Here is a 19,081-nt window from a genome sequence, read left to right as displayed (position 1 = left end):
TTGTATACCGTGATCTGCCAGTGGTCATGGCGCTACGAGAGGTATGCCCGGTCGTCAGATCGGGTACCCACTTCGTACACGCCGGGCCCACGGAACTGTCGGTCCGATCGGTGACAATGGAAGAAGAAAGCGCAAGGCGGTGTGAGACACGTCGCCGACGACGAGATTGGGGAAGGCATTGGCGTCGGATGCGTGTTGGACCTTGAGTCATGTAACCCCCGGACCAGCCCACGTCAGGACGAGTGGCGTTGACCGGTCACAGCGGACGAGGAGGAGTCAATGACCCCGACCCTGATGCCCCCGCCGGAGACGGCGGCGCGTCCTATCACCGGTGAGCGCTGCGACCGGTGCTCCGCAGCGGCCAAGGTACGTATTGTCCTTGCCGACGAAGCCGGCGACCTGGTGTTCTGCGGACACCACGCCAACAAGTACGCCGAGCAGCTGGTGAAGATCGCGGTCGACTTCGTCGCCGACCCCGAGTTCACCTGGCGCGGCAGCGACCTGATGTCTAAGAACTAGGTTGGGTCCACAAAGACTCTCCCGGCGAGACTGACCACCACGCCCCCGGCTTCGGCCGGGGGCGTGGTGTTTTGCGTGGGCGGGGGGTGCGTGTGAGTGATGCGTGCGGGCGGGCGGGGCTGGGCCGCATGCCAAGCGGGGCTGATTGAAAGGCAGGTGGGCGGAGGGGGTTGAGCCAAGGCGGGCGGGGCCGGCTCAGGTCAGGTGGCGGGTGGGGGTGGGTCGAGCAAGGTGAGGTTGGGCCGAGCCGGCTGGATCGGTTGAGGTTGCGGGAGTGGAGCCGGGCGGCGCGCCGGCTCCGCGTTCGCCTCAGCGTTCGTGGGAGGCGCGGGACGAAATGGTGACGGGCGTGGGATGGTCGCGCGCGAGGGATAGAGGTTCAGCCGGGCGCTGGGGCGAATGCACGGCCTGACCCGGGATTCGCTCTCGGTAGTTGCGGGAGGAGGCCGCCGCGGATCGTCCGGCGGAGACGGCGCGAGGGCGCCCGCGAGTCGACGCCGCCGTCCGTGTTGGCGTCGGCGGCGAAGCACGGCCCGACGCCCCGGCGGCCGCCGCCACTCCTACCCGTCGCCGACCGGGACAAATGGGCCTCTCCAGCCGTTGCGGGCTTTCCTTCGTGGAACACTCCGCATGGATGCAGGGTATGACATAACTAAGCCTTATCGACCGACTAGATTACAACCGTCCCCTCCGCGCCCACCACCGGCATTTCCGAGCACGCCAGTCCCGCCGGCCCAGACGCCACTCCACCCAGGCACCTACCGCATGCCTGCCCCTGCCTCATCCCGTCCTGACCACCTGCCCCGCCCTACCCGCGCTACCCCACGTACGGAATCGTCTGCGGCCCCTCCGGCAGCACGCACACCCGTGCTCCCTCCCCCGCCGTCGCCAGGGCCTCCCGCACGGTCGCGCCCACGTCGTCGGTCCACTCCAGGTGCGCCGCGCGCAGGTCCTCCTCCCCCAACCCGTCGGCGCACACCACCACACGCGCCTTGCACTGCACCTTCGCCTGCATCTGCACCTGCCACTGGTCGGGCCGCGTGTCCGGCCTGGCCATGATCCCGTCGAGCAGCGCTCTCGGCGACTCCGCCGAGGAGAGCACCTCGCGGTAGGACCCGTGGTCGGGGAAACCGTCGCGGCATTCGGCGGCGCAGACGATCACGCCGCCCTCCTTGACGACGGTCGCGGCGGCGGTCATGCCCTTCACCGCCTGATAAAGGTTCTGATCCAGCGGGAAACCCGAGTTCGTCGTCACCACGACGTCGAAGAGTCCGTCGACGGGACGCATCGCCAGTTCTCTGGCCGCGGAGCGGGCGGCGGCGTGCATGGCGAACAACTCCCCGGCGAAGGCGGCCACGACCTGTTGCTCCCGGTTGAGCAGCACGTCGAAGGCGAAGTCGACCTTCCCCGCACCGGCGACCACGGCCCTGATGTCGTCGTGGACGGGGTTTCCCTCGCAGATCGCCCACGTCGCCGAGGGATGGCCGATCCGCTTGGCGTCGTGCAGCGTCAGCACCGTCTCCAAGCCCGCCAGGCCGGGGGCGACTAGCTTGGGTCCGCCGCTGAAGCCGGCGAAGAAGTGCGGCTCGACGAAGCCGGTGGTGATCCGCACGTCCGCCTCGACCCACAGCCGGTTCAGCCACACGGGGACCCCGTCGCCGTGGGTTCCGCACCAGACCAGCGACGACTCGTCGCGGGCGTCGTGATTGACGACCCGCACCCGTGCGGCCAGGTCGGTGCCCAGCATCGCGGCGATCTCCTCGGGCGAGTTGCCGCGGTGGGTGCCGGTCGCCACGAGGATCACGACGTCGTCGAGGTCGACGATCCCGTCGAGTTCGGCGAGGACGGCCGGGATCATCAGATGCCGTGGTTGCGCCCGGGTGCCGTCGCACATGGAGATGGCGACGGTCTGCCCGGGCCGGACGATCTCGCGCAGAGGCGGCCCGGCGACGGGTTCGCGCAGGGTCCGCCGCAGCAGCGCGGCGGGGTCGGGAGCGCCGTCGACGTAGGCGGGCTCGACGACGACGGTCCGCTCGGCGGGGAAGTCGGCATCGAGGCCGTGCTCGCCGTAGGCGAGGCGGACGCGCACGGTCAGGCCTTCTCGGTGCGGCAGCGGTTGACCAGGCGCCCGATGCCGTCGATCTCGATGACGACCTCGTCGCCGTCGCCGAGCAGCAGCGGCGGGTCGCGGAAGATGCCGACGCCGCCCGGGGTCCCGGTGGCGATGACGTCGCCGGGGTGGAGGGTGAAGGCGCGCGAGCAGTGGGCGATGATCTTGGCGACCGAGTGGTACATGACCTCGGTGTTGGCCTCCTGGACGGTCGTGCCGTTGAGGACGCAGCGGATGTCGAGGCTCTGCGGGTCGGCGACCTCGTCGGCCGTCACCAGCGCGGGCCCCATCGGGCAGAAGGTGTCGAGGGACTTCCCTCGCGACCACTGGAGGTCGCCGAACTGGAGGTCGCGCGCGCTGACGTCGTTGAGGCAGGTGTACCCGAAGACGTACGACAGCGCCTGCGACTCGTCGACGTGCCGGGCGGTGCGCCCGATGATCACGGCGAGCTCGGCCTCGTAGTCGACCTGGGCGGTATAGGCGGGGTCCCAGGTGATGTCGTGGCCGGGTCCGACGACGCTGGTGGTGGTCTTGAGGAACACGGCGGGTTCGGCGGGTGTCTCGGTGCCCTCCTCGTCGGCGTGTTCGCGGTAGTTGCGGCCGATGCAGATGACGTTGCGGGGACGCGGGAGGGGCGCGAGGAGGCGCACGTCGGCCAGGGGTGTGCCTTCGGGCGCGACGGTGAGCTTGTCGAGGGCGCCGGGGGTTTCGATGAGTTCGGCCATGGTAGCGGCGCCGGTGACGGCGTGGACGTGTCCGTCGCGGAGGACGCCGAGGGTCTCGGTGCCGTTGTCGTCGTGGGTGACGAGGTGCATGGTGGTGTCCTTTGTGGAGGCTGTGGGTGGGGGGCCGCGGGTCAGACGGAGGTCATGCCGCCGTCCATGACGAAGGCGGTGCCGTTGACGAAGCGGCCGTCCTCGCTGACGAGGAAGGCGATTCCGGCGGCGACCTCGTCGGGGCTGCCCATGCGTCCGTCGAGTTGCCGGGCCTCCATGGCGCGGCGGGTGGCCTCGGGGTCGGGCGCGTCGGCGAGGATCTTGCCGATCCATTCGCTGGCGACGGTGCCGGGGCAGATGGCGTTGGCGCGGATGCCCTTGGCGGCGTAGTCGGCGGCGATGGAGCGGGTCAGGGAGATGACGCCGCCTTTGGAGGCGCAGTAGGCGGCGCGGTTGGCGACGCCGACGACCCCGGCGACCGAGCCGACGTTGACGATGTTGCCGCCGCCGGCTTCGAGCATGCGCGGGATGACGGCGCGGCAGGTGGTGAAGACCGCGGTGAGGTTGATGGAGATGATGCGGTCCCAGTCCTCGGTGCTGGTGTCGGCCAGCGGCGCCGCGACGCCCACGCCGGCGATGTTGGCCAGGACGGCGGGGGTGCCGGTCTCGTCGAGCACGGCGGCCAGGGCGGTGTCGTCGCGGATGTCGAAGGCGTGGACGGTCGCCGACCCGCCCGCTTCCTCGATGGCGTGCGCGGTGCGCTGGAGGCCGACGGCGTCGACGTCGGCCGCGGTGATGCCGTAGCCGGCGCGCGCGAGGCGCAGGGCGGTGGCGTAGCCGATGCCGGAGGCGGCACCGGTGACGAACGCGAGGGGCCGGTCGCTCATGACTTGTCCTTTCCCGCGGTCACCGGATCCGCTGTGCGAGGGGCGAGGGCCGCGTGCTGCTTCGACATGGTCACGACCACACCTTCCCGCCGGGGAAGGCGTGGGCGCTCAGGGAGGTCTCCTTCATCTTCGCGCTGAAACCGGGGGCGGTCGGCGCGCGGTAGGCGGCGTTCTCGACGACGATGGGGTCCTCGAAGTGCTCGTGGAGGTGCGGGACCGACTCGATGGCGCGGTCGTCGCGGCTGCCGGAGACGGCGATGAAGTCGAACATGGACAGGTGCTGCACCAGTTCGCACAGCCCCACTCCCCCGGCGTGCGGGCACACCGGGACACCGAACTTGGCGGCGAGCAGCAGGATCGCGATGTTCTCGTTGACGCCGGCGACGCGGGCGGCGTCGATCTGGACGACGTCGAGGGCCTCGGCCTGGAGAAGCTGCTTGAACAGGATCCGGTTGTGGGCGTGCTCGCCGGTGGCGACCTTGATCGGCGCGACGCCTCGGCGGATGGCGGCGTGGCCGAGGATGTCGTCGGGCGCGGTGGGCTCCTCGATCCAGTACGGGTCGAACTCCTTGAGGCGGCCCATCCAGTCGATGGCCTCGGCGACGTCCCATTTCTGGTTGGCGTCGCTGGCCAGGCGGATGTCGGGTCCGACGGCCTCACGGGCGACGCGGAAGCGGCGCACGTCGTCCTCGACGTTGCCGCCGACCTTGAGCTTGATCATGGTGAAGCCCTCGGCGACGGCCTGCCTGGCGAGGGTGACCATCTTCGCGTCGTCGTAGCCGAGCCAGCCCGGGGAGGTGGTGTAGGCGGGGTAGCCGGTGGCGATGAGTTCGGCCTCGCGTTCGGCCTTTCCGCCTGCCTTGGCGGCCAGCAGTTCGAGGGCCTCGGCGGGGGTGAGCGCGTCGGAGAGGTAGCGCCAGTCGACGAGCGCGACGATCTGCTCGGGGGTCATGTCGGCGAGGAGCTTCCAGACCGGTTTGCCCTCGACGCGGGCGTAGAGGTCCCACATCGCGTTGATCAGGGCGCCGGCGGCCAGGTGCACCACGCCCTTCTCCGGGCCGAGCCAGCGGAACTGGGAGTCGCCGGTGAGGCGGCGGGCGAAGGCGCCCATGTCGGCGAAGGCCTCGTCGAGGTCGAGGCCGATGAGGGTGGCTCCCATGGCCTCGATCGCGGCGACGCAGATGTCGTTGCCGCGCCCGATGGTGAACGTGAACCCGTGCCCCTCGTGCCCTTCGGGGTGGTCGGTGCGCAGGGTCAGGTAGGCGGCGGAGTAGTCGCCGTCGGGATGCATGGCGTCCGAGCCGGCCTGTTCCGCCGAGGTCGGGAATCGCACGTCGTGCGTGTCGATCGCCGTGATGCGTGGCATGCGGGTGCTTCCTCTCTTCTCTGAACTGTCTAGCGGGTGGCGGCGCGCGCCACGGGTAGGGGTTCGATCTTGCCGACGACGAACAGGTAGTTCAGCGCGCCGATGAGCGCGATGACGCCGATGATGGTCAGCGGCATGACGAACGAGCCGGTCTCGTCGGCGAGGTAGCCGACCATGATCGGGGTGAGGATCCCGGCGAAGTTCGAGGCGAAGTTCTGGATACCGCCGATCGAGGCGACGTGCGCGGAGCTGGGCGCGACGTCGGCGGGCAGGGCCCAGATGCCGGTCCCGGCGAAGGTGAGGGAGGCGTAGGCCAGCGACAGCAGGGCCAGCGCCATCCACGCCTGCGGGACGATCACGGCCGCGATGATGACCGAGCCGCCCGCCATGCCGGCGACGATGATGGTCTTGCGGACCTTCGTGACCGACACGCCGCGGCGGATCGCCCGGTCGGCGAGCCAGCCGCCGAGCCAGCCCGACAGCACCGCGCAGATGCCGGGGATCATCCCGAAGAAGCCGAGCTTGAGGAGGCTGAAGTCGCGCTCCTCGACGAGGTAGGTCGGGAAGAAGGTGATGAAGAAGTAGATGACGCTGTTGAGGCAGAAGAAGCCGAACATCATCCCGATGACCGTGCGGTAGCGAAAGAGCCTGCGCCACGGGAGTTTCGCGGCCGCCTCGTCGTCGGCCTCGGCGACGCGCGCGCCGCCCTCGCGGATGTAGGCGAGCTCCTCGGCGTTGACGCGGGCGTGCTTGTCGGGGTCGCGGTAGGCCTTCCACCAGCCCAGGGCCCACGCGAGGCCGAGGATGCCGATGATGATGAAGGTCGTGCGCCAGCCGGCGAAGTGGATGATCAGGGTGACCACCGGAATGGCGATGACCGCGCCGACGCGGGAGCCGGAGTCCCAGATGCCGGTGGCCAGGCCGCGCTCGCGCTGGGGGAACCAGGTCGCGACGACCTTGGCGGAGGTGGCCGGCGCCGGGCTCTCGCCGATGCCGAGGAGGAGCCGGGCGGCGATGAGGGTCCAGAAGCTGTGCACTGCGGCCGTGACCATGGTGAAGATCGACCACCACACGGCGGCGATGCTGAAGGAGCGTCGGGGGCCGACCTTGTCGACGTACCAGCCGGCCGCGAGCTGGCAGAAGTCGTACGACCAGAAGAACGCGGCGAGGATGAGGCCCTGCTGGGTCTTGTCGAGGTGGATGTCCTCGCCCATGAAGGGCAGCGCGACGCTGATGCTGGAGCGGTCGAGGTAGTTGATCGTGAGGCCGGCGAAGGCGAGCCAGATGATCGCCCAGCGCATGCGGCTCGCGCCTCGGGGTGCCGGCCGGGACGCCGGTGCGGCGGCGGGTGCCGGGGATGACATCGCGAACTCCTTTGTTCGGGGATCGAGTCCGGTGCCACACGACGGTAATGATCACGACCAGGGTTGTCAATATACTGCACACCTGTCAATATATTGACGGCAGAGGACTCGCCTCCGCCTCGTAGATTGGGCGACCATGGGCACTCATGACCTCAACGGCTGGGACAGCGCCACCCCCGCACCCGCCGTCCTGCGCGCCGGAGCCATCCTCCGAGCGCTCGCCGACGCCGGCGGACAGCCCCTCACCCCCGCCGTACTCGCGAAGGCCGCCGGAGGCATCCCGCGCTCCTCGACGGTCAACGTGTGCACGGCCCTGGCCGCCATCGGGCTGATCCGCGCAGGCGGCAACGGCTTCGTCCTCGGTCCCGGCCTGGTCGCCCTGTCCCAGGCCTACCTCGACACCCTCGACCCGGTGCGCGAGTTCGGCACCTGGACGCGGCGGATGACGCCCATCGACGAGACCCTCCAGCTGGGCACCCTCGAAGGCACCGACGTGGTCTACCTGGCCATCCACGGAGGGCGCCAGCCGCTGCGCATCACCAGCCGCGTCGGGTCGCGGATCTCGGCGACCTGCACCGCGCTGGGCAAGGCGATGCTCGCGGGTTTCCCCGACGACCGCGTCCGGGAAATGCTCGCCGGCCTGGAGCCGTTTCCCGCCTACACCGGCCGGTCCATCACCGGCATCGACGCGCTGATCGAAGCACTGCACGAGACCCGGGAGCGCGGCTACGCCGTCGACGACCAGGAGACCACCGACGGCATCACCTGCCTCGCCGTCGCGGTCCCCGGCCTTCCCGCCGAGACGCAGCCGTTCGCGGTCAGCACCTCACTGCTGACCGGGCACGCCACCCGCGAGCGGATCGAGACCCTGGTGGGGCTGATTCGCGGACTGGTCGGCGGCATGGGGCACGTCTGACCCGGCAGACTCGACGGGTGGACGAACTCACCGGGCTCAACGGTCTCACCGGCGAACGGGCGGTCTGGCGCGAGACCGGACAGGGGCGCTTCCCCGCCGCACTGCGGGCCGGCGGGGCGTGGTGCGTCCTGCGGCTCAACGGCTTCCCCGACCATCCCATGTGGACGCTGTTCGTCGGCGGAGTACCGCTGTGCGACCTGGACAGCACCCCGGCATCGTTGCGCTCACCGGCCTCGCGCGCCGCGCCGCCGCTCGACGCCGACGAGGCATGGGAGGCCGTGGCTCCCATCTCCGGGTTCGCCGCCTACGGCAGCGAGCGCGGCGACCCCTGCGACGGACCGTGGTGCTGCGACTGAGTCAGCGCGACGTGGGCCGGGACGCGGGGACGACCGGGCCCGAGCCGCGCTCCACCGTCGGCAGCATGCCCTCCAGGCGGCGCCAGTCGCGGCCGGCGACCATCCAGCGGACCAGCCCCGTCCCCTCCAGAGTCCCGTCGGGCTTGCGCACGAACACCCGGGCACCGGCGATCACCAGACACTCGCCCTCGGCCAGGAACCGCCCGCTCTGGAAGCCCCCGTACCTGCCCCGGTAGGCCACACCGCTCTCGTCGACCTTCGCCCAGCCGTAGGCCAGGAAGAACAGGTTCACCAAGACGATGAGGACCGCGGCGAGCCCCGCGACGACGAAGGGCCAGAACGGCTCCGGCGCCGAGCGGAACGCGTTGACGGCCGCGGTGATCGCGACGATGAGCGCCGAGACGAGCAGCGCCACGCGTCCGGAGTAGCGGATCCTCATGTGAGCGGCCTTTCCCTCGCCGGAAGGTCATCGTCTCCAGTGGCCTCACGCCGGACAAACGATTGTGCGCAAGGCGACACCGTCGCTAGTCCCGGGGCCAGGTCCGGTCGAGGAAGTCGCCGACCAGCGCCGCGATCGGGCCGAGGTCCTCTTCGAGCGCGAAGTGGCCGGTGTCGAGGAGGTGCAGTTCGGCGCCGGGCACGTCGCGCAGGAAGGCGCGGGCGCCGTCGGGGCCGAAGAAGGGGTCACCGGTGCCCCACACGATCAGCGTCGGCGGCCGGTGCGCGCGCAGCCACGCCTGCCAGGCGGAGTAGCAGTTCACGTTGGTCCGGTAGTCGAAGGCGAGCGCGATCTGCGCCTCCTTGCGGCCGGGGAGGTCGAGGTAGTGCTGGTCGAGGGTCCAGCCGTCGGGTGCGATCGAGGCGGGGTCGCGGGTGCCGGCGAGGTACTGGCCCTTGGTGCCTTCGAGAGTGAGCAGCCCGCGGATGGTCTCCTCGGCGCCGTCGTCCTCGGGGCGCAGGGCGATGAAGTCGCGGGCGCCCTGGGTGAGGCCGTCGGTGTAGGCGTTGCCGTTCTGGACGACGATGCCGGCGATCCACTCCGGGTGGCGCAGGGCGAGGCGGAAGCCGACGGGGGCGCCGAAGTCGAAGACGTACATGACGAAGCGGGTCAGGCCGAGCGCCTGGACGAAAGCTTCGGTGACCTCGGCGAGGGCGTCGAAGTCGTAGGCGAAGTCGGCGGGGGCGGTGGTGCGGCCGAAGCCGGGGTAGTCGGGGGCGATGAGGCGGTGGTCGGTGCCGAGGGTGTCGATGAGGCGGGCGTACTGGTGGGAGGCCGAGGGGAAGCCGTGCAGGAGCAGCAGGACGGGGGCGTCGGGGCGGGTGGGGACGGACTCGCGGTAGAAGACCTCGACGCCGTCGACGTCGATGCTGCGGTGGGCGGTGCGGGCGATGGCGGGGTGGGTCATCTCGGTTCCTCCTGGGGTGTCGGCTCAATTTCTAGTCGGGGAAACCTAATGCGTCAAGGGGGTGAGTTAGCATTAGTGCATGACCGACGCCACACCCCTCACCGGCGAGCACCTCGCCCTCGACCTGGTGAACACCCGCACCGCCGACGGCGACGTGCTGGCCACGCCGCAACAGCTTCGCGACTGGCTCGCACTCCAAGGCGCGCGGATCACCGAGCTCACCGAGCTCACCGGGACCCAGGCGGCGGACCTGTCGGAGGCCGACCTCCTGGCGGTGCGCTCGGTGCGCGATGACGCCGCCGCCGTGCTGAGGGCACTCCTCGACGGGCACGAACCCCCCGCCTCCGCCCTCGCCGGCCTCACCGACGCCCAACACGCCGCGCCGGCAGTGACGGCTCCGGCGTGGGACGGCTCCGCCGTGGTCACGACTCGGCGCCGTGCCGGAGGGCCGGGTGCGCGGCTGGCGGCCGCGCTGGCCGAGGCCGCAGCGGAGCTGGCCGCCGACCCCGCCGTCGCGCGGCTGCGCGAGTGCGAGGCGGGCGACTGCGTGCTGCTCTTCGTGCCGGCGCACCCGCGCCGACGGTGGTGCTCGGCGGCGCGGTGCGGGAACCGCGTGCGGGTTGCGCGGCACTACCGGCGCCGGCGGGAGGGGTAGGGGCGGCGGGGTGGGTGGGTGGCCCGGGTGGCGTGAAGAAGCGCGCTGGGAGGCGGGGGCGCGATAGGTGAGGGTCAGCGCGACGCGGCGGGGTGAAGGGGATGGATGAGAGCGGCAGGGCAGGGTGGGAAGCGGTTGCCGCCGCGCTGACCAACGTCAACCTGGACCGGCGGCGACCGGCCGCCCGGCGCCACACGCCTTGCGGCCACCGCTCACGCGTCGACGAGTCGCGGCGCAAGGTCAGCGCAAGCCGACCTTCCAAGGGCGACCGGCGTCCTTAGGCGGGCCGACGCCGAGCCGAGAGATCATCCCGAAGACGCTTCATAGCGCAGCCGTCCGCCGGTGTCCGGCCTGGACGAGGCCGGACGGACACGCCTGAGCGCGAAGCACGGCGCCCGCAGGCGGGAAGGCGGGGAGCAGCAAGTGTCTTGGGACCAGCTGCGGTTGGACCAGCTGCAAAGGCTGTCCACCCCCACCGCCACCCGCCGCCCGCCGTCCGGCTGGGCACGCGTGGCGAGCGACTCCGCAGCGGTCCCGGCTTCCCACGCAGCGCCACCGCTCACGCCCGGAGATCCACGCGCGACGAGACGGGTCGGAAAGTCCCCGCCGTGCGACGGACCGACGGGGCCCAGTCGGCGGAGACCGCCCAACTCGCCGCCGGGCACCACGGAAAGGTCTGCGCGGGTCCGCGTCGGCAGTCAGACGGCCTGGCAACGGCTCTGCGCGGCACTCCCCGCCCTGCCGTGGCCACCCACTCGGTCGCCCGGCGAAACAGCCGATCCGAAGTGAGGCCCGGCACCTCAACGGCGGACCGGCGTCGCGCATATATCGGATCGGCGACGGCTCCACGAGCGCCCGGCAGAGTGTGATGACCGGCGGCCCGCATTGCCCGCACCACGCGGCCTCCGCTCACGTGCGGCGGCCTGGACGCGGCGCAGTGGGCCGGTCAAGGCGAGCGCCTGCGGGCAGGCTGGCAGGCGGCCTCGGCTCGGCGGCGAGGCTGGCCTGAGGGGCGCAGTCGGCTCCGGCGGCCGCGAGCATGACGGCCATGTGGACCGGCTTCTACCGTGTGGCGGCTTGGCGGGGCCCATGCCGTGTGGGCCGCTCGCCGCACAGCGAGCCGCCTGCGCGGGCTGCCGGGAAACCGGCCCGCGCGCGAAGAAGCCGCGTTTCGCCTCGCCGAAGCCGGTGGCCTCGGCGCAACCGGCCCGCGCGCGAAGGAGGCGTCTGCTGAGCCGGGCCAGCGCGCACGGCGACGAACCCGAACAGAAGCCGTTTCGTGGGCCGCTCGCCGCACAGCAACCCGCCCCCGCGAGCTGCCGACAAGTGGCCCGGCCGCACGAAGGAGCCGGCGGCCCAGCCTGGCCAACCTGGCCAGCCCGCCGGACTTTCCAAACCGAACACGTCACACCGGCCGTGCCGCTGTGTTCGCAGTGCCACGAGTCCCGCAACATCACTCCCACCGCGCGCGCCCGCATCCGGCGAGGCGCAGTCAGCCGGGCCAGGGCGAGCACGCGCCAGGGTGTGTGGGCGGGCGCGGGCGGCTGGGTGGCGCGGCCCAGGGCGGGCCAAGGTGGGTGGGGCGGTAGGCGGGTGCGCGAGCGCGGGTACGGGTGGGCGGGTGCGAGTGGGCGCGGCCCAGTGCGGGCGGAGGTGCGCGACGCGCGCGAGCGCGGGCGTGGACGTGGACGCGTGGGCGGATGCTGCGCAGTCAACTGGCTCAGGGTGTGTGGCGCGACGCAGGGCGGGCCAGGGTGGGTGGGGCGGCCCAGGGCGAACCAGGGCGCACGACGCGCGCGAGCGCGAGCGCGGGCGTGGACGCGTGGGCGGATGCTGCGCAGTCAACTGGGTCAGGGCGAGCGCGGGCGGCTGGGTGGCGCGGCCCAGGCCGGCCCAAGGTGCACGAGCCAGGGCAGGCAGCGAATCACCTCCGCCGAGCCGGCGAGAACTGCCCCTCCGAAGCCCGCCCCGTCACGTCTGCCCCTCCGCAACCGTCCCGCTCACCCCACCTAACCCCTTCACCCCGCCTGCCCCCTCCGCCCCACCCCGCCCTTCATCCGGTCCCCGTCACCACTCCCGGATCTTCTCGATCCGCTCCTGCAACTGCTCGATGCTCGCCTGCGCGCTCGGCGGCCCGCCGCACAGGCGGCGCAGCTCGGCGTGGATCTTGCCGTGCGGCTCGTTGGTCGCGTGGTGTCGTGAGGCCACCAGGGCGTTGAGCTGTTTGCGCAGCAGGATGCGCTTCTCGGCGGCGGTCTGGGAGCGCATGACGCTCGACGGGGCCAGTCCGCGGTCGGCGTTCGTGCGGCCGCCGTTGCGGGCCATCTGCTCGGCCTGGCGCTTGTTGAGCAGCATCGACACCTGGTCGGGCGTCAGCAGTCCCGGCAGGCCGAGGAACTCCTCCTCCTCGGCCGAACCCGCGCCGACGGGCGTCCCGAACGATGTCCCGTCGAAGATGACCTGGTCGAGTTCGGCGGTCGTGGAGAGGGTCTCGGTGGTCTTGCGGTCGTCCTCACCGAGTTCCTTCTCCTCGCGGTTCGCCTCGCGAAGGAGGGCCTCGGGGTCGTCGTCCTTGGGGCCGCCGAGGACGTGGTCGCGTTGCCGTTCGAGGTCGGCGGCCAGTTCCAGCAGCGGCGCGACGCTCGGCACGAACACCGTCGCGGTCTCCCCGGTGCGGCGGGCGCGCACGAAACGGCCGATGGCCTGCGCGAAGAACAGCGGCGTGTGGGCGTTGGTGGCGTAGACGCCGACGGCCAGGCGGGGGATGTCCACGCCCTCACTGACCATGCGCACCGCGACCATCCAGCGCTCGTCGGACTCGGTGAACTTCGCGATCCGCTCCGAGGCGCCGGCGTCGTCGGAGACGACCACGACCGGGGGCAGCCCGGTCACACGTTCGATGATGCGCGCGTAGGCGCGCGCGGCGGTCTGGTCGGAGGCGATGACCAGCCCTCCGGCGTCGCCCATACCGGCGGTGCGCAGCGCCGTCAGGCGCGCGTCGGCCGCGCGCAGCACCTGCGGGATCCACTCCCCCGTCGGGTCGAGCGCCGTCCGCCACGCCTGGGAGGTCAGATCCTTCGTCAACGGCTCGCCCAGCCGCACGGCGAGCTCGTCGCCGGCCTTGGTGCGCCAGCGTGCCTCGCCGGAGTACGCCAGGAACATCACCGGCCGCACGACGCCGTCGGCGAGCGCCTCGGAGTAGCCGTAGACGGAGTCGGGGCGCGAGGTCAGCACACCGCCGGGGCCGCGTTCGTAGTGGACGAAGGGGATGGGGTTGTCGTCGGAGCGAAACGGCGTTCCGGTGAGCTGGAGGCGCCGCTCGGCGTGCTCGTAGGCCAGCCGGACGCCCTCGCCCCAGCTGCGGGAGTCGCCGGCGTGGTGGACCTCGTCGAGGATGACCATGGTCTTGCGGGTCATCGTGCGGCGGCGGTGGACGCCGGGGTCGGCGCCGACCTGCGCGTAGGTGACCACGGCGCCGTGGAAGTCGCGGGACTGGTGCATGTCGGCGTTGCGGAAGGCCGCGTCGAGTGAGATGCCCACCCGCGCCGCCGCCCCGGCCCACTGGACCTTCAGGTGCTCGGTGGGGGCGACCACCATGACCTGCTCGACCGTCCCGTCGGCGAGCAGTTCGGCGGCCAGGCGCAGCGCGAAGGTCGTCTTTCCCGCGCCGGGCGTGGCCACGGCGAGGAAGTCGCGGTCCCGCTGCCGCAGGTACATCACGAGAGCCTTTCGCTGCCAGGCACGCAGTGGCGGCAGGGCATCGATATCGACGGTCGTGGACATGCATCAGCTCCCGGACGGCGGCGGTTATTCGGACGGCCGTACGAGTCTAAGAGTCCTCAGACATCGAGGAGGACGGTCCTGGGACCTACGTTGACGCTCGACACCAACATGAAGGCTCCGAAGCGTCCCGTCTCGACCGTGGCACCCCTGTTGCGCAGGGATTCCACCACGGCTTCGACCAGCGGTTCGGCGACCGGCCCGGGCGCGGCGGCGGTCCATGTGGGGCGGCGGCCCTTGCGCGCGTCACCGTAAAGTGTGAACTGGCTGACCACGAGGATCGGCGCGCCGACGTCGGAGGCGGACTTCTCGCCGTCGAGGATGCGCAGCTCCCAGATCTTGCGCGCGACCTTCTCGACCTCCGCCGGCCCGTCGGTGTGCGTCACACCCACCAGGACCAGCAGTCCCTCCCCGATCTCGCCGACGATCTCGCCCTCGACGGTGACCCTTGCTTCCCCGACCGTCTGCACCACGGCGCGCACGACATCAACTCCCCTGCGAAATCACACCACCCGTACGCGCGATCCTGGCACGCCGGTCCCGGCCGCGATCTGGCAGGCTGAAGGCATGGCCACAGCCCGGTCCGAAGGCAAGCCCGTGCTCATCACGAGCGCGGAGAAGAGCCAGGACGAACAGCTGCACGACCGCAAGGTCCGGTACGTGCTGCTGATGGGTACTCGCGTCGTGCTGCTGATCGTGGCGACGGTGCTGGTGATGGCGGAGGCGCCCCTGTTGTGGGTGTGGATCCCGCTGTGCGTCGCCGGCGGCGCGCTGCTGCCGTGGGTCGCCGTCCTCGTCGCCAACGACCGTCCGCCCAAGGAGCAGCACCGGATGCGCTCGTGGCTGCGACGCACGCCCTCCCCGGACGACCCGCGAGCGCTCACGCAGCGCGAACACCAGGTTGTCGATCCGGACGAATAGGCGTGCGACACTAGTTGTGACAGATCTGCGACAGAGTTTTGGAGCCACACGTGACCAACCCCGACGGCGGCACGATCATCCAGGAGCGGACCGACGCCGATCTCCGTTACGACGAGGGTGACCATGAGCGGTTCGCGCACTACGTGCCGAAGGACCAGCTCATGGAGGCGATGGTGAACGGAACCGCGATCCGGGCACTCTGCGGCAAGCTGTGGGTGCCCTCGCGCGATCCCGAGCGCTTCCCGATCTGCCCGGAGTGCAAGGAGATCCACGAGGGAATGCTCGGCGACTGACGCCGCCCTACCCCGACGTCGGGCCGACCTTCGGGGTCGGCGCCGACCAGCGACGGTACAGCGAGAGCAGTCGCAGTCCGAACACGAGTGCGATCGCCACGGCCATGGGCACCTGCTTCGGCCAGCCGAGACTGGTGCTGGCCACGATGACGGCCGCGCCGAGCAGCGAGGCGGAGGCGTAGATCTCCCGGTGCAGGACGACCGGTATCTCCTTGGTGAGCACGTCGCGCAGGACGCCGCCGCCGATACCGGTGATCATCCCGACCAGGATCGCCCCCACGAACGGCACACCGTAGTCGACGCCCTTGAGCGCGCCGACGACGCTGAACAACCCGAGTCCGGCCGCGTCGAGGACGAGCATCGTCCTCCGCAGCCGGTCCACCTGCGGGTGCAGCCAGAACACCGCCAGCGAGGTCACCGAGGCGGTGGTCACGTACTCCCAGTCGGTGAAGGCCAGCGGCGGCACCGCTCCGATCACCAGGTCGCGCACGACCCCGCCGCCGAGCGCGGTCACCATGCCGATGAACACCACGCCGAAGAGGTCGAGGCGTTTGGCCACCGCGGCCGAGGCACCCGATGCGGCGAACACGGCGACGCCGAGCAGGTCGAGTACGAGCATGGCCACTCCCAGGTTTGCGCTCCGATCAGACTATGTGTGCGCAGTCGCCCGCCCCGGGAAACCGGGCGGTGGCGTTGCGTCGCACACAAGGGCCCGCACGGGCCGGCAGCCGACACGAGGAGGACGCCACGAACACGCACTGGACGCGCTGGACCGACCCACGGGAGGTCTTCGCGCACGGCCGGGCCCTGCGGGACAAGGTCGAGCACGCGGCCCATCGCCATGTGAGCCCCACGCCGGGCCGTCCGACGATGGCGGAGTTCATCCGGGCCTCGGCGCGCGGGCGCATCCCCGAGTTGGTGCCGGTGCGGACCGGCAAGATGCTGGCCTCCCCCTTCGCGTTCTTCCGGGGCGCCGCCGGGCTCATGGCCCAAGACCTCGCCGACGACCCCACCAGCGGCATCACCGCGCAGCTGTGCGGCGACGCCCACGCGGCCAACCTCGGCCTCTTCGGGCGTCCCGACGGCGAGATCGTGATGGACTTCAACGACTTCGACGAGACCGTCCCCGGTCCCTGGGAGTGGGACCTCAAGCGCCTCGTGACGAGCCTCGTGCTCGCCGGGCGCGCCGGCGGCGTGTCGGAGAGGGGCTGCCGCGGGGCCGTCGCCGACACCGTCCACTCCTACCGGACGGTCGTCGGGCTGCTCGCCGGCCATCCCTTCCTCGACTCCTGGTACGCCCTCGGCGACCGCTCCGTGCTCGCCGGCGTCGACACCACCGACCTCCTCGACGAGATCGGCGTGGCGACGGCGAAGGCCCGGAAGAACACCAGCGCCAAGGCCGCCGCGAAGTGGACCCGCCGCGACGGCAACGGCGTGTGGAGGTTCGTGCCGGACCCGCCGGTCCTGACCGCCGTGACGCCCCGGACGGCCGAGCACGTGATCGGCGGCCTCGACGACTACGCCGACACTCTCCCCGACTCGCTGCACGAGCTGATCAACCGGTACGCCGTGTGCGACGTGGCCTTCCGCATCGTCGGGACGGGCAGCGTCGGTCTGCGCAACTACCTGATCCTGCTGCGCGGCAACGGCGACGAGCCGCTGATCCTGCAGGTCAAGCAGGCGATTCCCTCGGCCCTGACGCCGTACCTGACCTCCTCGCCCGCAGCCCACGACGGTGAACGGATCGTGCGGGGCGCGCGGCTGGTGCAGGCCGACACCGACGTCCTGCTCGGCTGGACGACCATCGACGGCCTCCACTACATCGTGCGGCAGTTCCGCAACCGCAAGGGGAAGATCGACCCCGAGTCCCTCGACCGCGAGGACCTCGACGACTACGGCCGCCTGGCCGGCGCGCTGCTCGCGCGGGCGCACGCCCGCTCGCTCGACGCGCGGCTGCTGGCGGGCTACTGCAGCGACGGCGACGGCCTCGACGACTCGATGGTCGGCTACGCCCTCGCGTACGCCGAGCGGACCGAGCAAGACCACGCCGACCTGGCCGCGGCGGTGCGGCGGGGCGAGATCGACGCCGGCTAGCTCAGGCACCGGCGGCGACCGCCGCGCCGAGGACGATGAGGACGCCGCCGGTGGCGAGTTGCACGCGCCGCTGCACGGCGGGCCTCGCCATGAGGACGCGGCCGCGGTCGACCGCCCAGGTGAACAGCAGATACCAGCTGCCCGTGACGACCGCCCAGGTGACGCCGAGGACGAGGCTCTCGGCGAGCACTGGGCCGTCGGGGGTGATGAACTGCGGGAGCAGCGAGACGGCGAAGACGCCCGCCTTGGGGTTGCCGAGGTTGGTGGCGAGGCCGACGGCGTAGGCGCCCCAGGGGCCGAAACGGCGCTCAGGTCTCACCTTGGCGGGTGCGGTCTTGCGGACCGACCACAGGGTCGCCGCGCCCAGCACGGCGAGGATGAGGCCGCCGCCGACGCGCAGCGCGGTGTAGGCGCCGGGGTTGGCGGTCAGGACGGCCGAGAGGCCGACGGCGGCCGCGGTGGTCCAGATCAGGAGACCGGTGCAGGTGCCCGCGACGCTGGCCCAGGCGGTGCGGAGTCCGCCGTGGAGGGTCTGGCGGACCATGAGGGCCTGGCCGACGCCGGGGAGCATGGCCAGCAGCCCGGTGGTGAGGACGAACACGGGCAGGTTGGCGAGCATGCGGCCAAGACTGCCCAGGTACGGCCCCTTAGAGAAGTTAATTTGATGACGGTCGGCCTTAAGATTTATGAATGGCGATCGATCCAGGACGGTTGCGGCTGCTCGCGCTCATCGAGCGGCACGGTTCGCTCTCCGGCGCGGCCGGGGAACTGGGGCTGACGCCCGCGGCGGTGACGCAGCAGGTCGCGAAGGCCGAGCGCGAGTGGCAGGTTCCGCTGGTCCGGCGCGGGCCGCGCGGCGCGTCGCTGACCGCCGCCGGATCCCTGCTGGCCGCGCACGGCCGGGTCGTCGACGCGGAGTCGGTGAAGGCCGCCGAGGGGCTGGCGACCCTGCTGGGCCATCTTTCGCTGCGACTGCGGATCGGCTCCTTCCAGGCCGCCGCGCTGCACCTGCTCCCGCCGGCCCTCACCGCACTGCGGCACCGACGGCCCCACGCCGAGCTGTCGGTCATGGACATCGTGTCGACGCAGGGCATGGACCAGGTCGCGGACGGCGCGCTCGACATGGCCGTGATCGCCTCCTGGGGAACGCCACTCGTGCCGCCCGACCAGGTCGCCGTGCACCGGCTGCTCGTCGACCCCATGGTCGTCGTGCTGCCCGACGACCACCCGCTGGCCGCGGCCCGGTCCGCCGGCGCTGCGCTGCACCTCGACGAGCTGCGCGACGAGTCGTGGGTGACGATCCTCGCCGGGTACGCCGCCCGGCGGCACTTCGACAAGGCCGCCGCCGAGGCCGGGTTCACCCCGCGCGTCCGCTTCCAGACCGAGTCCTACGACGTCATGCAGGCCCTCATCGCCACCGGAATCGGTGTGGGCCTGGTCTCCCGACTTGCTCTCACCGGCGTCCCCGGCACGGCCTACCGCGAGCTCGCGCAGCCCGGCCCGTACCGGGAACTGTTCGCCGTGACCTTGGCCGACACGTCCGCGACACCCCTCGTCGCGGAGTTCCTCGGCCTCCTGCACGACGTCGCCGAGGACGCTGGATGGCGCCACGGGCACGGCTAGCGACATATCTCACTAGTCCTTGGAGCCCGCGCGATCGCACTGGCAGACTTCCAGCCGTGAACACCCACAGCACCC

Annotated in this window: 19 protein-coding genes; 8 read left to right on the top strand and 11 right to left on the bottom strand. The window is 71.5% G+C overall.

What is annotated here, in order from left to right:
* Positions 1-279 precede the first annotated feature (279 nt).
* Positions 280-519: a hypothetical protein gene (locus AB0I28_RS11305; protein WP_184787728.1), complete on the top strand. Its 240-nt coding sequence runs from the start codon at positions 280-282 to the stop codon at positions 517-519.
* A gap of 817 nt (positions 520-1,336) precedes the next feature.
* Here AB0I28_RS11305 and larA read toward each other — a convergent pair.
* The 5 genes from larA to AB0I28_RS11280 all read right to left on the bottom strand — a co-directional run bounded on the left by larA (position 1,337) and on the right by AB0I28_RS11280 (position 6,962).
* On the bottom strand, positions 1,337-2,608 hold the full coding sequence (gene larA, locus AB0I28_RS11300) for a nickel-dependent lactate racemase (protein ID WP_357492080.1): 1,272 nt from the start codon (positions 2,606-2,608) through the stop codon (positions 1,337-1,339).
* Positions 2,609-2,610: 2 nt separating this feature from the next.
* Entirely contained in the window at positions 2,611-3,444 is an 834-nt protein-coding gene (locus AB0I28_RS11295) for a fumarylacetoacetate hydrolase family protein (RefSeq protein WP_357492078.1), read from the bottom strand.
* Positions 3,445-3,485: 41 nt separating this feature from the next.
* The gene (locus AB0I28_RS11290) at positions 3,486-4,232 is read right to left on the bottom strand and encodes an SDR family oxidoreductase (protein ID WP_357492076.1); all 747 of its coding nucleotides are present in this window, start codon (positions 4,230-4,232) and stop codon (positions 3,486-3,488) included.
* Between the two features lie 70 nt (positions 4,233-4,302).
* Positions 4,303-5,598: an L-fuconate dehydratase gene (locus AB0I28_RS11285; RefSeq protein WP_357492074.1), complete on the bottom strand. Its 1,296-nt coding sequence runs from the start codon at positions 5,596-5,598 to the stop codon at positions 4,303-4,305.
* 29 nt (positions 5,599-5,627) lie between these two features.
* Positions 5,628-6,962, bottom strand: coding sequence for an MFS transporter (locus tag AB0I28_RS11280; RefSeq protein WP_357492072.1), 1,335 nt, complete (start codon positions 6,960-6,962; stop codon positions 5,628-5,630).
* 136 nt (positions 6,963-7,098) lie between these two features.
* On the opposite strand from AB0I28_RS11280, the gene AB0I28_RS11275 reads away from it, so the two are divergent.
* Complete coding sequence (locus tag AB0I28_RS11275; protein WP_357492071.1) at positions 7,099-7,878, top strand: IclR family transcriptional regulator; 780 nt, start codon at positions 7,099-7,101, stop codon at positions 7,876-7,878.
* Positions 7,879-7,895: 17 nt separating this feature from the next.
* The gene (locus AB0I28_RS11270) at positions 7,896-8,234 is read left to right on the top strand and encodes a hypothetical protein (RefSeq protein WP_357492070.1); all 339 of its coding nucleotides are present in this window, start codon (positions 7,896-7,898) and stop codon (positions 8,232-8,234) included.
* 1 nt (position 8,235) lies between these two features.
* Here the strand turns inward: AB0I28_RS11270 and AB0I28_RS11265 are convergent, their stop codons facing one another.
* On the bottom strand, positions 8,236-8,673 hold the full coding sequence (locus tag AB0I28_RS11265; RefSeq protein WP_357492068.1) for a hypothetical protein: 438 nt from the start codon (positions 8,671-8,673) through the stop codon (positions 8,236-8,238).
* 85 nt (positions 8,674-8,758) lie between these two features.
* Positions 8,759-9,640, bottom strand: a complete 882-nt coding sequence (locus tag AB0I28_RS11260; protein WP_357492066.1) for an alpha/beta hydrolase — start codon at positions 9,638-9,640, stop codon at positions 8,759-8,761.
* A gap of 79 nt (positions 9,641-9,719) precedes the next feature.
* Between AB0I28_RS11260 and AB0I28_RS11255 the strand changes: the two genes are divergently transcribed.
* The gene (locus AB0I28_RS11255) at positions 9,720-10,295 is read left to right on the top strand and encodes a CGNR zinc finger domain-containing protein (protein ID WP_357492064.1); all 576 of its coding nucleotides are present in this window, start codon (positions 9,720-9,722) and stop codon (positions 10,293-10,295) included.
* A gap of 2,067 nt (positions 10,296-12,362) precedes the next feature.
* On the opposite strand, the gene AB0I28_RS11250 is transcribed toward AB0I28_RS11255, so the two are convergent.
* Positions 12,363-14,078, bottom strand: coding sequence for a DEAD/DEAH box helicase (locus AB0I28_RS11250; protein WP_357492062.1), 1,716 nt, complete (start codon positions 14,076-14,078; stop codon positions 12,363-12,365).
* A 56-nt stretch (positions 14,079-14,134) separates the two neighbouring features.
* Positions 14,135-14,557 (bottom strand): D-aminoacyl-tRNA deacylase, encoded by a 423-nt coding sequence (dtd, locus tag AB0I28_RS11245; RefSeq protein ID WP_357492061.1) that lies wholly within the window; start codon positions 14,555-14,557, stop codon positions 14,135-14,137.
* A gap of 85 nt (positions 14,558-14,642) precedes the next feature.
* Here dtd and AB0I28_RS11240 point away from each other — a divergent pair, with 85 nt between their 5' ends.
* Both AB0I28_RS11240 and AB0I28_RS11235 read left to right on the top strand, forming a co-directional pair.
* Positions 14,643-14,996: a DUF3099 domain-containing protein gene (locus AB0I28_RS11240; RefSeq protein WP_357492059.1), complete on the top strand. Its 354-nt coding sequence runs from the start codon at positions 14,643-14,645 to the stop codon at positions 14,994-14,996.
* Positions 14,997-15,046: 50 nt separating this feature from the next.
* On the top strand, positions 15,047-15,289 hold the full coding sequence (locus AB0I28_RS11235; RefSeq protein WP_357492057.1) for a DUF3039 domain-containing protein: 243 nt from the start codon (positions 15,047-15,049) through the stop codon (positions 15,287-15,289).
* 7 nt (positions 15,290-15,296) lie between these two features.
* Here the strand turns inward: AB0I28_RS11235 and AB0I28_RS11230 are convergent, their stop codons facing one another.
* Positions 15,297-15,908: a trimeric intracellular cation channel family protein gene (locus tag AB0I28_RS11230; RefSeq protein WP_357492056.1), complete on the bottom strand. Its 612-nt coding sequence runs from the start codon at positions 15,906-15,908 to the stop codon at positions 15,297-15,299.
* Positions 15,909-15,976: 68 nt separating this feature from the next.
* Here AB0I28_RS11230 and AB0I28_RS11225 point away from each other — a divergent pair, with 68 nt between their 5' ends.
* A complete protein-coding gene (locus tag AB0I28_RS11225) occupies positions 15,977-17,383 on the top strand; it encodes a DUF2252 domain-containing protein (RefSeq protein WP_357492054.1) in 1,407 nt (468 codons plus the stop codon).
* A gap of 1 nt (position 17,384) precedes the next feature.
* On the opposite strand, the gene AB0I28_RS11220 is transcribed toward AB0I28_RS11225, so the two are convergent.
* Complete coding sequence (locus tag AB0I28_RS11220) at positions 17,385-18,002, bottom strand: LysE family translocator (protein ID WP_357492053.1); 618 nt, start codon at positions 18,000-18,002, stop codon at positions 17,385-17,387.
* Positions 18,003-18,073: 71 nt separating this feature from the next.
* Here AB0I28_RS11220 and AB0I28_RS11215 point away from each other — a divergent pair, with 71 nt between their 5' ends.
* Complete coding sequence (locus AB0I28_RS11215; RefSeq protein ID WP_357492051.1) at positions 18,074-19,006, top strand: LysR family transcriptional regulator; 933 nt, start codon at positions 18,074-18,076, stop codon at positions 19,004-19,006.
* Positions 19,007-19,081: the final 75 nt, after the last annotated feature.

Source organism: Phytomonospora sp. NPDC050363, from assembly GCF_040655735.1.
In the GTDB taxonomy this organism is placed as follows: domain Bacteria; phylum Actinomycetota; class Actinomycetes; order Mycobacteriales; family Micromonosporaceae; genus Phytomonospora.
Note: the sequence above shows the minus strand (reverse complement) of the source record. Positions and strands in the feature narration are given on the sequence as shown.